This window comes from Arcanobacterium pluranimalium (assembly GCF_016907845.1).
Taxonomy (GTDB): domain Bacteria; phylum Actinomycetota; class Actinomycetes; order Actinomycetales; family Actinomycetaceae; genus Arcanobacterium_A; species Arcanobacterium_A pluranimalium.
Window position 1 is genome coordinate 568,947 of the sequence record NZ_JAFBCS010000001.1, and the last position, 14,338, is coordinate 583,284.

The following is a 14,338-nucleotide window of genomic DNA, read 5'->3' on the forward strand; positions in this document are numbered from 1 at the left end:
TATGCCCATTTTTTCTTGATAACTTAGACTGGTGTTGCCCAACGCTGTAGTGTGAGCGGCGCAGGAAGCGCAGTTTGCACTCATTTCACTAATTGCACGATCTACCCCGCGAGTTGCACGAGTAACCCCGCCCGGCTTTCGTGCGGATCTCATTCAAGCTAGCGCTTGACTCACCCAAACTAACTCGAATAAGGGATATGAACGTTTTTGTTGCTACCGGACTCGGTTTAATACTGATGCTCGGATTGATTGTATTTTTACAGCTAAGTGCTGGTGTGCGAGCTGGTTTTGCGCCGGTTTGGGCTGTGGTACGAGCAATTGTGCAGCTTGCGGCGATTGCTGCTGTATTGCACGGCATTTTCCAAAAACCTGCCACGGCGGCCATTTTCTTAGCGGTGATGGTGGCGATTGCGGTGTTCACCGCGTCCAAACGTTTGCAAGGTCTCCCTTTCGGCACCCGCGCTGCCAGCGTTTCTATAGTTATTGCGGCAGTTGTTTGTGTGGCAATTATTTTTTCTTGTCAAATGATGGAACCTACCGTATCGAATCTCATTGCAGTTGGCGGCATCATTATCGGGAACTCAATGAGTGCGGCAACCCTTGCAGGCCGCAATTTCCTGCGCACATCTCGCGCTCAACGGGGCGAAATTGAGGGATGGTTTGCGCTGGGTGCGCGACCAAAACAGGCTTTTGCCGAGGTGTCGCGCACCTCGATTCATGAAATGCTCATTCCTAATCTCGATCAGACTAAGAATACTGGGCTTGTTACTCTGCCGGGAGCTTTCGTAGGTGCGCTGGTAGGCGGTGCTTCTCCTATCCAGGCCGCGCGTTTCCAAGTGGTCGTACTTGTGGGAATTATGCTTGCGCAGACAATCGTGGGTGTGGTTTCTACGCGAATTCTTTCGCGCGCAACCGTGATTGTGGCAGATGCAGAATCGACGAAATAGCAGCGAAACACCAGCGAAGTACCAGTGAAACCCGCAAGGCAAAGTTATGACGAAAAAGATTCACGTACCCGATTTTTGGAGTGTAAGCCAGCAGATCGTATGGGAAAAACAGGAGGAGATTCGCACTAGTCTCAATCTCCCGCGCGAGACCTTGGCCGAAATCCGCTACGGCTATGCGAAAAAACGCGAGTATTGGAACTTCGGTGGCCCCGACGTCGTCTGCCGCGAATTTTGCGTAGGCACGCCGTATGGCTCGGTGAACGTGCGACTCTATGAGCCGGAGGTGATCGTCGCCCAGCGCGTGATCGTCTACGCTCACGGCGGTGGGTGGATCGTTGGGGACCTCAATACTCATGATCGGCTGTGCCGTGAGCTGGCGGTGGCGAGTGAGACGGCGGTTCTCGCTGTTGATTACACGCTGTCTCCAGAGGCGAAGTATCCGCAGGCTTTGATCGAATTTCTCGCGTGTGTCGGCTGGGCGCAGGCGCACTTTGATCAGGTGTGGTGTGCGGGCGATTCGGCGGGTGCTACGTTGAGTCTCGGCGCGGCACTGTGGATGAGAGACGCCGATGGCAGGATCGGTGAACTCGCATTGCGGCCGCTCCAGGGCTTGTTATTGTTTTACGGCGGGTATGGATTGCGCGATTCGCAATCTCGCCGCACGTTGGGCGGCTATTGGGATGGCATGGACGACGCCGATTGCGCAGCTTATGAAGCCGCGTACCGTGTGCCTGGTGAACCAGCTCCGTACCACGATCTCCTCGATGTAGACCTGAGCTTCGGAATTCCTCCTACTTTTATACTCGGTGCGGAGTTTGATCCCTTGCGTGACGATTCGCGTGCTTTGTATGCGCGGCTTCAGGTGGGTAAAAGCCGGGTTGAGTACCACGAGGTACCCGGAGTACTGCATGCGTTTTTGCAGTATGGGAGGCTTTTGCCTGAAGCCGCGCACAGCATCGCGCAAGCGGCGAATTTTTTGCGCGCTTAATAGCGTTTCCCCAGGTGGGGAGCTTCTTAGTGCTGGTTAGTTCTTCAAAGTGCCGACGCCGCTCGGCTCAGTTGCGTTCGCAGCTGCCGTTTGCACTGGTGTTTCGTCTGCTGGTTCGCCAGTGCTAGTGGCGTCGTCGGCGTCGTCGGTATCGGAGCCAGTGCCAGTGCCGTTGCCAGAGCCAGCGTTTGCGCCGTTGGTAGCAGCGTCAGCATCGTCGTCAAATAAATCGGAAGAGCTTGCGGACTCGTATTTCGCCATATCGATAATGCCTTCGCGCTTTGCTACAACCGCAGCCACCACGATTTGCCCTGCAACATTTACTGCCGTGCGTCCCATGTCAAGAATTGGGTCGATTGCAAGCAAAAGTCCAACGCCTTCAAGTGGCAGCCCTAAGGTGGAGAGCATAAGGGTGAGCATCACAGTTGCGCCGGTGAGACCAGCCGTTGCTGCTGAACCGACCACCGATACGAAGATGATGAGCAGGTAATCAACTGGCCCGAGTGGCAGATTGAAAAATTGCGATACGAAAATTGCTGAAATAGCTGGGTAGATTGATGCGCAGCCGTCCATCTTGGTCGTTGAAGCCAACGGCACGGCAAAGGAGGCGTAACTTGATGGGACGCCGAGGTTTTTCTCGGTCACGGCTTGGGTGACCGGTAGCGTGCCGATTGAGGAACGGGATACGAATGCGAGTTGGATTGCTGGCCATGCGCCGCGGAAGAACTGGCGAATTCCCAGGCCGTTTGCCCGTAAAATGATCGGATACACGCCAAAAAGCACGATCGCTAAGCCGAGGTAAATAGCCGCTGCAAACACGCTGAGCTGGGCAATTGACGTCCAGCCGTAGGTTGCCACTGCCCGCCCAACTAGACCAATTGTGCCAATCGGTGCGAGCCGGATAATCCACCATAAAATACGCTGAACCACTGATAGTAGTGAAGCGTTAAAGGTGAGGAAAGCTTCTGCTTTGTGCCCTTGCCGAAGCGCCGCAGCACCAACGACGAGCGCAATCACGATGATCTGCAAAACGTTGAAGTTGATTGTAGTGCTAATTGCGTTGGTTGCGGAGTCAGCAGTACTTGAGGCTTGGATACCAAGGAAATTCGACGGCACAAGGCCGATGAGGAAGTCGAGCCAATTTCCAGTATGAGCTGGCTTCGAGCTATTCGAATTAGCAGCAGAGATTGTTGCGTTCATGCCGGGATTCGTGACGAGACCGATGATAATGCCAATCGACACGGAAATGAATGCAGTTATCGCGAACCAAAGTAGCGTTTTTACAGCTAGTCGCGTTCCGTTGGCGACGCCGCGCAGATTGGCAATCGACGCCACGATAGCGGTGAATACCAACACTGGCACGACGGCTTTAAGCAGGGTAATGAATGAGGATCCGATTGTGCTCAGCGTAAAAGTGAGCCAATTGGGCTGGTCGGGTGCGGGCGAGCCCATTCGAAGTGCTACCCAGCCGAGTAGGCCGCCGATAATGAGGCTGAGCAGGATTTGCGTTCCGAATGAGGGAAGAATTTTCCGTTTTTTAGTTTGCGTAGTTTGCATACGATGATCCTTTCTGGGGGATGGGCGATTTGTGGCAACGACGTCGCGCTGTTGTGTCCGCGAAATGGAGCTTTGCGTCCGACGCACGGTGGGTAGCGGCGTCGTGCCTGATGTGCGAGGTCGCGTGAGAAATATCGAGCTGAAAAGTTAGTGGGACAACCAGTAAGGAGCTTGTACGCAACTGATGCGGCGTCGTCGACAGTGAATTGCTGATATTTGGTGTTATTCGCGTGCCGTAAACATGAACGCAACTTGTGGTTCTAACAGGGCTATAGCTCGCTATCGCAGCGAAATGTAATCGCTGCTGTGCAAGGTGGGCAAGACTTTGCGCGCTTGCAAGCGCTCAATGTTATGCCATACAACAACAGGGTTCACTGCAGGACGATACACAGCTGCAGCCGCGCATAAGGCGGTGAGCAGGTACGTTGAGAGCAGTGATGCGTTGCATGGAATCTCCTAGAGTCGGTGTATATCCGATTTAAGAAGCATAAACAACGGCGCGTCGTAGTTCAAGAGCACGGAGGTGATCGTCGTCTCCTCATGTATGTTTTAGCTGGTAAAAGGCGTAAACATTAGTTGTGAGCTGGATATTTGTGATGCTTATAGATGTTTTGCGCTACTTCCAACGCAGCCGCCGTTGAAACACGCGCACGCGAGCGCCGTCGTCATACGCACGCGAGCGCCGTCGTAAATAAAAACTCAGAAAATATATCTATATAAACGAGTTTCAGAAAACGCTCATATTCGCAAGAAATTAATGCTACGCTACTTAACCAAGAGCTATTTTCGCAGTACTTGGCGGGAATTGTTCATTTGCACGCACGCATGAATGTACGCACGTACGCATGCACATGCTTCCTCGATGAAGAGGAAGATATCTCAAAATATTCGAAAAAGATGCAAAGGCGTATCTATATCTATATCTATGAGAGGTAACTTGATGTCGGAGAGTAACATCAATAAGACTTCTTGGCGGACCGTCATAGCGATGGTTTTGCTCCCACTGATGGTGTTCGGAGTATTTCTTGGTCTCGCTACGTCGAAGTCTGCCCCGAAAGGCGCAATAGTAAATAATGATAAGTCAGCAATGGTAGCTGGCGAATCCATGAAACTTGGCGATGAGGTTGCCAAGGGTATGATCGACGATCCCAATATTGCATGGGAAGTTGTGGACGCCGATACAGCTGAACGCGGCCTTAAAGACGGCACTTATGCTGCGTCGGTCACGATTCCTAAAGATTTCACTGCCAATGCCAGCTCGTTTACCAGCAACAAAGCGAATCAGGTGCACAATGCAAAGCTTATGATCGACGTCAGCGAAAACACGACGTTGGCCGACGGCCTGATCGCGCAAATAGTCAATAGTGTTGCAACTGATTCGGTAAATGAAGCGCTGACCACGGGTTATGTGGATGGTGTGATGGACGGATTCAACCAAGTTGGCGATTCTTTTGTGCAGATTGTGGACGGCGCGCGCCAAATCGAGTTGGGGAGTGCCGAGCTTGCTGCGGGCGCGTATGAGGCCAGCAGTGGCGCTGGTGAGTTAGTTGATGGCATGCGGCAGCTTTCCGACGGCGGTCACGAGCTTTACTCTGGTACGAACGAGTTGTCGTTTGGTGCGAAGCAGCTTTCCGACGGCGCTGGGCAGCTTTCTGCTGGTACCGGCGAATTATCTGCGGGTGCGAACGAACTTGGTGCAGGAGCATCGCAGGTCAATAGCGGTGCAAATGATCTCGCTGCAGGTGCCTCGAGTCTCGACGCCGGGGCGCAGCAAGTTGCAGGCGGTGCTGGTGAATTGGCAGCTGGAACGACTGAGCTCAAGGCGGGATCGGCTGGTCTTGCTGTTGGCGCTGCGCAGCTCGCATCCGGTATTCCTGATCTCTATGCGGGTGCGACGACGCTCAAGGATGGCATCGCGCAATATACCGCAGGTGTTTCTCAAGCACAGCCGGGTGCAGATCAGCTTGCAGCGGGATTATCACAGCTGTCTAGCACCATGACTGTATTGGCAGATCCCAAAACTGATCCTGCTACTGCACCGATGAGCGATTTTGTGGCAGGGTTCCAGGCTTCTGGAATCGATCAACAAGTAGCTGCGGTGTGTACACAGCTCGGAAACCCAGCAGGTTGTGAGCAGGCAGTGATGCAAATCGCTACTGGGTCATTTGTGGGCGGCGTGCAGGCGGTGGCGGGAGCCACGGCGCCTGATATTCAAAAAATGAGTTCTGGGATGACGCAATTGCAGGCTGGCTTGCAGCAGCTCGTTGCAAATAATGACGCATTGAATACCGGAGCTACGCAGCTTGAACAAGGCGTCGTGCAAGTGCAGGGGTATGCGAATGAGCTTGCTGCGGGCGCTGGTCAGCTCGACGCGGGCGTGCAGCAAGTGGATGCGGGTGCTCAGTCCTTAGCTGCCGGAGCTAGTGAATTGGCTGGTGGTACTGCACAGGTGAGTTCCGGAGCTGTTGAGCTGGCTGCGGGCACATCGCAACTAGCGGGCGGTGCTGGCCAGTTGCTATCGGGAGTATCGCAGCTCAATTCTGGTGCGCAGGAGGTTACAGCAGGTGCTAGTGAGCTAGCAACTGGAGCGCGGCAGCTGAACGCGGGTGCTGGCGAATTGAGCGCTGGAATCGACGAGGCTCGTTCCGGTGCAGGTGAACTGAACGATGGATTGAAGCAGATCAACGACGGCACTGTTCAGCTAAATGAGGGGTCAAAGACTTTCACATCGGAGCTTGTTAAAGGTCAAGGAGATTTGCCTAAATTCACGAAGAGTGATCGGGCAGTGCTCTCTAAAGCAGCTGCTGTTCCGGTTGTGAAGATGGACGTCGTGCAACCAGGAACCTTTGCCATGATTGGCATTTTGATTGCAGGCCTCATCTGGGGTATTGCATTCTTGGCGTTTGCCGGGCGATCTGTTGCTGGTGCTGGGGCTGCTGCGAGTGCGGGTGCCGAAACTGGCGCTGGAACTACATCGGGCGGTTCTTGGGCGGCCGGCCTTAGCAGGTTTGGAGCAGTATCAGTGCTGATGGGAGCAGTGCTAGGTGGTATCGGAGCATTTGCTGCCGAGGCCGGTGGCGCAACTGTCGTGTGGCTGATTCTCCTTGGGGCCATGCTTGGAGCGAGCTTCTTGTTCATTATGCATGCGCTGGTAGGGTGGCTTGGAAATATTGGTCGGGCAATTGCATTTGGCCTGCTTGCCCTCACGCTGGTTATTGGAATCACCGAGGGCACGTCGCCGTGGCTGCGAGCACTCGGGAAGATTTCCCCATTAGAGAATGGATCTGACCTGATCCGCGCTGTTCTCTCCGGCGGCTCTATTGGTGGATTGGCACTCGGCGCAGCCGTATTCTTGCTGATTGGCTTGGGTGGATCATTTGCTCTCTCCTGGAAAGGAAAGGCACTTGCTTCTCCAGCAACTGCATAATATGCGTGCTTAGTGCACAGCCAGGGGGCGGTAGAGCATTTCACATGACTCTACCGCCCCCTTATGCAGCTATTTTTTCTTTGGCGTTTTCATTTGTGTCTTCGCTGGCGTATCTGTAGGCGCATCCGTTGATATAGCACCTAAATATGAGAATCATTGGATTCGTCCCAAAATAAGAACTGATTTGGGAATAGTGCGCCAGAGCAAGGTAGGCTTCAAGCAATGTCATAAGACATTCACAAAATGTTGTGTCACAAGTTATAACTCAAAGGGAGGAATTGTGGACGAACTCGCCAAGCAGATCGAACAAGTAGCCAATGCCATCACCGTTTATGGAACGATGTGGATTCTCATTGGAACGGGCTTGTTTCTCACTTGGCGTACTCGCGCAGTTCAAATCCGTCTTTTCTGGCATATGGTGAAGGTGGTACTCGGTTCTCGCGGCGGTTCGAAAGATGGAATTTCATCCTTCCAAGCTTTCACGATCTCCTTAGCTGCCCGCGTGGGAATTGGGAACGTCTTTGGCGTGGCGGCGGCTCTGCTGATGGGCGGCCCGGGCGCCGTCTTCTGGATGTGGATCGTCGCGCTGGTCGGTATGGCCACCGCGTTCTTTGAAGCTGTGCTCGCGCAGATTTTTAAGATCGACGCCGGAGACGGAACATTCCGTGGCGGTCCAGCGTACTACATGCGTTATGGCATGAACTCGAAAATCATGGGTGCGGTATTCGCGATAATCACAGTGATTACCTGCGGTGTTGTGATTACTTCGGTGCAGTCTAACGCAATTGCATCGACGCTCTCGGCCACTGCTAGTACGAGCGCTCCGGTCACTGCCTTGATCCTCTTTGTCCTGGGAGCACCGATCATTTTTGGTGGTATTCGCTCGGTTGCTCGGGTGAGTGAAATCATGGCGCCGGTGATGGCATTGGTCTATATCGTGATGGTTTTCGCGATTGTGCTGATCAATATTAAGCAGTTCCCGCACATCATCGGTATGATCGTCAATTCGGCTTTTGCACCAGAACCGCTCGTTGGCGGGCTTGGCGGCGGAATTTTGGCCGCTGTTATCAACGGAACGAAGCGAGGCCTGTTCTCCAATGAGGCAGGTCAGGGAACCGCGCCAAACGCTGCAGCCACCGCAACCGTGGCGCATCCGGTTTCACAAGGTCTGATTCAGTCGCTCGGAGTTTTTGTAGACACCGTTTTAGTGTGTACTGGCACCGCTTTTATTATCTTGGACGCAGGTCCAGAGGTCTGGTCTGCCGATGGCGTGAACCCGGCAAACCTCACCACTTTAGCGGTTGCGCATCAGCTTGGAAATTGGACGATCATTCCGATGGCGGTCATGATTTTTGTGCTGGCATTTTCTTCGATTATCGGCGCCTACGTGTACTCAGAAGTGAATATGTACTTTGTAACGAATTCCAAGGTGGGCATGTGGATTGTGCGGATAGCCTCGGTGTCGTCAATCGTCGTAGGCGCTCTCATGAGCCTAAATATCGTGTGGGCCACGGTAGATATTGCAATGGCGATCATGACGATCACTAATTTGGTGGCACTGATTATGCTGTCAAAGTGGGGAATTGCTGCATTGCGTGACTATGAGAAGCAGCGCAAAGCGGGAGTCGTTGAGCCGCATTTTGTTGCAGCAAACTGTGAGGACTTGCCTCCAATGCCTGCTGAACACGTGTGGAAAGACTGAGAATTTGTGTGTGTTGAGTCGGTGTGAGCCGACTCAACACACAGTTTCTCTGTTTCTCTACGCAGTCTCTCGATACAGATAAATCCTAAACTGCCCAGTTGACTGGTTCGGCACCTTGGGCGATGAGCAGTTCGTTTGCTCTTGAAAATGGTCGGGATCCAAAGAACCCACGCGAAGCTGATAGTGGTGATGGGTGTGCCGACTCAATAGTTGGAGTATTTCCCAACAGTGGTTTGAGTTCTTGCGCTTGCCGTCCCCATAGGATCGCTACAAGCGGTTTATTGCGTGCAACGAGCTGCTTGATGGCGTGGTCGGTGATTGCTTCCCAGCCTTTCGCACGGTGCGACGCCGGTTTGCCAGGTTCTACAGTAAGTGCCCTGTTCAAAAGCATGACGCCGTTCTCGCACCAAGCGCTGAGGTCGCCGTGTTGCGCAGGGGTGACGCCGACGTCGTCGTGAAGCTCCCGATAGATATTGGAAAGTGAGCGCGGGAGCGGACGCACGTTGGGGTGAACGGAAAAAGACAGTCCCATGGGATGCCCAGGCGTCGGATAAGGATCTTGACCCACAATGAGAACTTTCACATTCTGCAATGGATAGGTGAAAGCCCGAAATACGCTGTTTCCATGAGGTAGATAGCCGCGTCCAGCTTGGATTTCGGCGCGCAAAAAATCGCCCATAGCGCGTATTTCGCGCTCTACAGGAGCCATCGCCTGTGCCCAGTCTGGCGCCATTAACTCGTTGAGAGGAAGTGTGCTCATAGTACAAGACTAACGCCACATCGACTCAGGCATATAGAGGGTTAAGGCGTTAGGCTGTACACATGCGAGAGATACCGGAGAAGAATGTAGACGCCGCCGCTGTTCTAGACGACGACGTTGTGGCAGTTTCGGATGACGCTACGGTTGCTGACGACGTCGTCCGTGGTGACGCCGTCTCCGACGACGCTGCTCGTGACGACGCGCGCCTGCAACTTTATCGAGACGTCTTGCGGATCGAAAAAGGCTGGTGGACCATCGCTCGAACCCGCGAGGATGCGATTAATACCGTTTTGGGTATTAGTCCGATGCGGTATTACCTGCTGTTGTCGCAGTTGCTCGATAATAGAAAGTTTTGGGAACTGGATCCGGTGCTTGTGGATCGTTTGCGCAGCTTGAGGGATCGTCGTCTGGAGGAACGTGGAATGCTTGCGCAGCGCCAGAACAGCGAGGAGGAATCGAAGCTGGGCGCGAGTGAGTTAAGGCGCGATATACGCGAAACGCAAATCGATGCTGATGATTTCTTGACTGAGGGGGTAGACTGACCTCGTGGCTGAAAATTATCCAGAAGATGAATTTGACCGTTTAGCTCAAGAGCGTCAGACGCATGGTGCGCATCGTGTGCCGCGAAATAATCGCGGTTGGTGGATTGCGCTAGTTGCGGTGCTGGTGTTTGCGCCTTTGATCGGCATTGGTGCCGGTCAGTTGTATGCCTCGACGCGTTCGAGCAGCTCGGAGACGTCGTCTGAGACTACGTCTGCGGATAGCAGCGCAGCAAAATCCGATTCGACTAAGTCTGACTCTGGAACAGACGCGCAGAAAGACGCCACAAAATCTCAAGATTCGGGTGCAAATACTGATGGAAGTTCGGCTAATGCACCAGCTCAGCAGGCTGCTCCAGTGGCTCCGGCTGCTCCGGCAACGCCACAGCCTAATTTAACTGCGAAGATCCAAGTGCTCAACGGTAAGGGCGTGAAGGGATACGCGGCTGAGCAGGCAAAAATTCTCACGAACGGCGGATATTCTTCAGTTGGTGCGGACAACTACACCAAGTCAGCTCCGCGCGCAGCCACAGTGTATTTTGCAGATGATGTGCTTGAGGTGACTGCTAAAGACGTGGCGTCGAAGCTTGGAATTTCGCAGGTTTTCAAAGCTCCGGAGGCTGTTAAAGCTCCGAATCAGATCGTCGTCATCTTGCGATAGATTTATTTGTCAGGTTTGTTTATTCGTGCGCCTGGCGATGGCATTTGGTGTTGCGCTGCGAAGGTGCGTTGCCAAGGTCCGTTGCGCTGCGCTCTGGTGTTGTGCCGCATGAAAACTAATGGGAACTGCATGGGAATTTGCCTGTGGTGAACATGTCCACTTCTTGGGGTATCCATCTTGCACTCGGTGAGTGAGAGTGCCAGAATCGTATTAGCACTCGAATATTGAGAGTGACAGTTTCACAGCCGATGAGGTGCGCAAGCCAACGGGAAATGAACGTTGGTGCGCGAATCGTCCGTCGCGGGCATTGGCTGAACAAAAACCCATTATTGGGAGGAATTAACTACCAATGGCAAAGATTATTGCATTCGACGAAGAAGCCCGTCGTGGCATGGAGCGTGGACTCGATATCCTCGCAAATACTGTAAAGGTCACGCTTGGACCTAAAGGCCGCAACGTTGTGCTGGAGAAGAAGTGGGGCGCCCCAACTATCACCAACGACGGCGTTTCCATCGCAAAAGAAATCGATCTTGAAGAGCCATTCGAGAAGATCGGTGCTGAGCTCGTTAAAGAAGTTGCCAAGAAGACGGACGACGTCGCAGGCGACGGCACCACCACAGCTACCGTTCTCGCTCAGGCACTTGTTAAGGAAGGCTTGCGCAATGTTGTAGCAGGTGCGAACCCAATCGCACTTCGCAAGGGTATCGATATTGCAGTAGACGCAGTTGTTAAGCAGCTGCTCAAGAATGCTAAGGAAATCGAGACCAAGGACGAAATTGCTGCTACCGCTGCTATTTCGGCAGGCGATCGTGAGATCGGTGAACTTATCGCTGAGGCTCTGGACAAGGTTGGCAAGGAAGGTGTTGTGACCGTTGAAGAGTCCAATACTTTCGGCACCGAACTCGAACTCACTGAGGGTATGTCGTTTGACAAGGGCTACCTCTCGCCATACTTCGTGACCGATCCAGAGCGTCAGGAAGCTGTGCTTGAAGACGCTTACGTTCTCTTGGTTGAGTCCAAGATTTCGAACGTCAAGGACATGCTGCCAATCCTCGAGAAGGTTATGCAGACTGGCAAGCCACTCGTGATTATTGCTGAGGACATCGAGGGTGAAGCACTTGCAACGCTCGTTGTGAACAAGATTCGCGGTACTTTCAAGTCCGCTGCTGTTAAGGCTCCTGGCTTCGGCGATCGTCGCAAGGAAACCTTGCAGGATATGGCTATCCTCACTGGTGGACAGGTTATCTCCGAGACTGTTGGTCTCAAGCTTGAGACGGCGGACATCGACTTGCTTGGTCAGGCTCGCAAGATCGTGCTCACCAAGGATTCGACCACTATCGTTGAGGGTGCAGGCGCTGCTGAGGATATCGCTGCTCGCGTGGCAACGATCAAGTCGCAGATCGAGAAGTCCACATCGGATTACGACCGTGAGAAGCTGCAAGAGCGTTTGGCAAAGCTCGCTGGCGGTGTTGCAGTGATCAAGTCTGGTGCAGCAACTGAAGTTGAGCTTAAAGAGCGCAAGCACCGCATTGAGGACGCCGTTCGCAATGCAAAGGCTGCAGTTGAAGAAGGTATCGTAGCAGGTGGTGGCGTGGCTTTGATTCAGGCGGCTGATGAAGCACTTGCTGGTCTGAACCTCGAGGGCGACGAAGCTACTGGCGCAAACATCGTTCATGTTGCAGTTTCTGCTCCTCTCAAGCAGATTGCTATCAACGCTGGTCTTGAGGGCGGAGTTGTGGCTGAAAAGGTTCGCTCGCTGCCAGTTGGTCAGGGTTTGAACGCGGCAACCGGCGAATACGAAGATCTGCTCGCTGCTGGCGTTAACGACCCAGTTAAGGTGACCCGTTCGGCTCTCCAGAACGCTGCTTCGATTGCCGGTCTCTTCCTCACCACCGAGGCCATCGTGGCAGACAAGCCTGAGCCACCAGCCCCAGCTGCTGGACATGCAGGCGAAGACATGGGCGGAATGTACTAATTCTGCGATTTCTTCATTGTGAGGGGCCGGCTGCTTGAGTAGCCGGCCCCTTGCTTATTAACTCTTATTCGTCCTGCTTATACTCTGCTTTTACCATGGTTTTGCTCTAGTTTTGTCCTGGTTTTGCCTTAATTTTTCCCTGCTGAAACGGCTAAAGTTTGTTGCCGGGCTGCGTAAGCTATGCCATTTAGAAATTTCACAGGGCTAAATCTTCGTGTTATGCGCAGAAATGTTCTAAGTTAGATATGTGCATACGAATCTTTCACATAAAAGCGGTGCAGACGAACAGCTCTTGACGGGGCGGGCGCTCATTACCGGAGGTACTTCTGGAATGGGATTGGCTTTCGCCAAAGCACTTGCAAGCAAGGGTGTTGATATCGTCTTGGTGGCGCGAGATGCGGCTCGTCTTGAAAACACTGCTCAAGAACTTGCCCAATCTTTTGGCGTGAAAACCCAGACGATTGTTGCGGATTTAGCACAAGCCGAGGGTGTGGCCCGCGTGAAAGAGCGCCTTATGAGCGAGGTTGATCCAGTCAATATCCTCATTAATAATGCTGGCTCAGGTTTGTATTCCAAGCTGGCAAGCACGGATTATTCCGATATTTTGCGTGGCGCCCAAGTAATGGGACTGGCTCCGATGGAAATCGGTGGTGCCGCAGCCGCCACGATGAAAGAGCGCGGCAGCGGACTCATTCTCACCACGGTGTCGGTATCTGCGCTAGTGCCGATGGGAGCGTATTCGGCAATAAAAGCCTTGGTTAAGACGTGGTCCGACTCTCTCGCAGTGGAATTGCAAGGCAGTGGCGTGCGAGTAGTGACGTTTATGCCGGGATGGGTGCACACCGAGTTTCACCAGCGTACGGGCGTGTCCAACAAGTCCTTGCCGAACTGGGTGTGGATGGAGGCAGACGCCGTCGTGGAAGAAGCGCTCCAAGCTGCGGTTGCAGGAAAAACGACTGCAACGCCGTCGAAACGCTTCAAAGTAATTTCTTTTCTTGCGAAGCACGCTCCACAAGCAGCTGTTCGTAAAGCGGTGAAGAAGCTGAATAAGGGTCGGCGATGACTGAATCTAACCTGCATCCGCTGGACGATTATCATGACGACGGAAAGCGGAAAATGCGCAATTTTGTGCGCAAAGCTGTGACTCGCCCGGTGGTGAAAGCATTCGTGAAGCCTCGTGTGGAGGGCTTCGATCATGTCGAGAATCTGTCTGGCGCCTATATCGTGGTGGGCAATCATTCATCGCACCTCGATGCGCCGATGGTTTTTTCGCTCTTGCCAAAACATATGACCGAGAATTTGGCTACGGGTGCTGCAGCCGATTATTTCTATCGACGACGGATGATCTCTAAACTCACGTCGCTGTTCTTTAATACGTATCCGATTGAACGCAAAGGCAAAGTCAGTGGTCCGCACACTGGCGCAGCAGCTGGAATGACGGGCAGATTGCTGCGAGACGGCATCCCGATTTTAATATTCCCCGAGGGTACGCGCGCTCGTGATGGCCAACTGGGGGAGTTCAAGCCTGGAGCAGCTGCGCTGTCGATCAAGACGGATGTGCCTATCGTTCCCTTGGCGCTTGAAGGCGGCCACGAGGCAATGCCGGTTGGCAATGTGCTGCCGCATCTTGGGCATCCTGATGTGGCTTTGTATATTGGTGAACCAATGAAAGCAAAGCCGCAGGAGAGTGCACAAGATTTTATCGCGCGAGTACGCAGCTATATTGCGGCTATGCTCGAGCAACACACTGCTTATCCAGAATTTTCCGACGAGGTTTGAGCG

The 14,338-nt window shown here is 53.3% G+C and carries 11 protein-coding genes; 9 read left to right on the top strand and 2 right to left on the bottom strand.

All coding sequences use genetic code 11. The features are described 5' to 3' along the window. Positions 1–197: 197 nt before the first annotated feature. Together JOD55_RS02345 and JOD55_RS02350 are read left to right on the top strand one after the other, a co-directional pair. On the top strand, positions 198–947 hold the full coding sequence (locus tag JOD55_RS02345) for an ABC transporter permease (protein ID WP_204398290.1): 750 nt from the start codon (positions 198–200) through the stop codon (positions 945–947). Between the two features lie 46 nt (positions 948–993). Next, complete coding sequence (locus JOD55_RS02350; protein WP_204398292.1) at positions 994–1,935, top strand: alpha/beta hydrolase fold domain-containing protein; 942 nt, start codon at positions 994–996, stop codon at positions 1,933–1,935. A gap of 36 nt (positions 1,936–1,971) precedes the next feature. On the opposite strand, the gene JOD55_RS02355 is transcribed toward JOD55_RS02350, so the two are convergent. Then, entirely contained in the window at positions 1,972–3,492 is a 1,521-nt protein-coding gene (locus tag JOD55_RS02355; protein ID WP_204398294.1) for a dicarboxylate/amino acid:cation symporter, read from the bottom strand. Between the two features lie 940 nt (positions 3,493–4,432). Here JOD55_RS02355 and JOD55_RS02360 point away from each other — a divergent pair. Both JOD55_RS02360 and JOD55_RS02365 read left to right on the top strand, forming a co-directional pair. Further along, a complete protein-coding gene (locus tag JOD55_RS02360) occupies positions 4,433–6,919 on the top strand; it encodes a YhgE/Pip domain-containing protein (protein WP_204398296.1) in 2,487 nt (828 codons plus the stop codon). 280 nt (positions 6,920–7,199) lie between these two features. Beyond that, positions 7,200–8,621, top strand: a complete 1,422-nt coding sequence (locus JOD55_RS02365) for an amino acid carrier protein (protein WP_204398298.1) — start codon at positions 7,200–7,202, stop codon at positions 8,619–8,621. A gap of 85 nt (positions 8,622–8,706) precedes the next feature. Here JOD55_RS02365 and JOD55_RS02370 read toward each other — a convergent pair whose 3' ends face one another. Continuing rightward, positions 8,707–9,381 (bottom strand): uracil-DNA glycosylase, encoded by a 675-nt coding sequence (locus JOD55_RS02370; protein WP_204398300.1) that lies wholly within the window; start codon positions 9,379–9,381, stop codon positions 8,707–8,709. Between the two features lie 62 nt (positions 9,382–9,443). Between JOD55_RS02370 and JOD55_RS02375 the strand changes: the two genes are divergently transcribed. From JOD55_RS02375 to JOD55_RS02395, 5 genes are all read left to right on the top strand, one after another. Beyond that, positions 9,444–9,923 carry a DUF3263 domain-containing protein gene (locus JOD55_RS02375; RefSeq protein ID WP_204398301.1) on the top strand — a complete coding sequence of 160 codons (480 nt, stop codon included), beginning with the start codon at positions 9,444–9,446 and terminating at the stop codon, positions 9,921–9,923. 4 nt (positions 9,924–9,927) lie between these two features. After that, positions 9,928–10,581, top strand: coding sequence for a LytR C-terminal domain-containing protein (locus JOD55_RS02380; protein WP_204398302.1), 654 nt, complete (start codon positions 9,928–9,930; stop codon positions 10,579–10,581). Between the two features lie 349 nt (positions 10,582–10,930). Continuing rightward, positions 10,931–12,556 (top strand): chaperonin GroEL, encoded by a 1,626-nt coding sequence (gene groL, locus JOD55_RS02385; protein ID WP_204398303.1) that lies wholly within the window; start codon positions 10,931–10,933, stop codon positions 12,554–12,556. Positions 12,557–12,803: 247 nt separating this feature from the next. Then, the gene (locus tag JOD55_RS02390; RefSeq protein WP_204398304.1) at positions 12,804–13,619 is read left to right on the top strand and encodes an SDR family NAD(P)-dependent oxidoreductase; all 816 of its coding nucleotides are present in this window, start codon (positions 12,804–12,806) and stop codon (positions 13,617–13,619) included. Then, entirely contained in the window at positions 13,616–14,335 is a 720-nt protein-coding gene (locus tag JOD55_RS02395; RefSeq protein WP_204398305.1) for a lysophospholipid acyltransferase family protein, read from the top strand. Before JOD55_RS02390 ends, JOD55_RS02395 begins: the two co-directional genes overlap by 4 nt. Positions 14,336–14,338 lie beyond the last annotated feature (3 nt).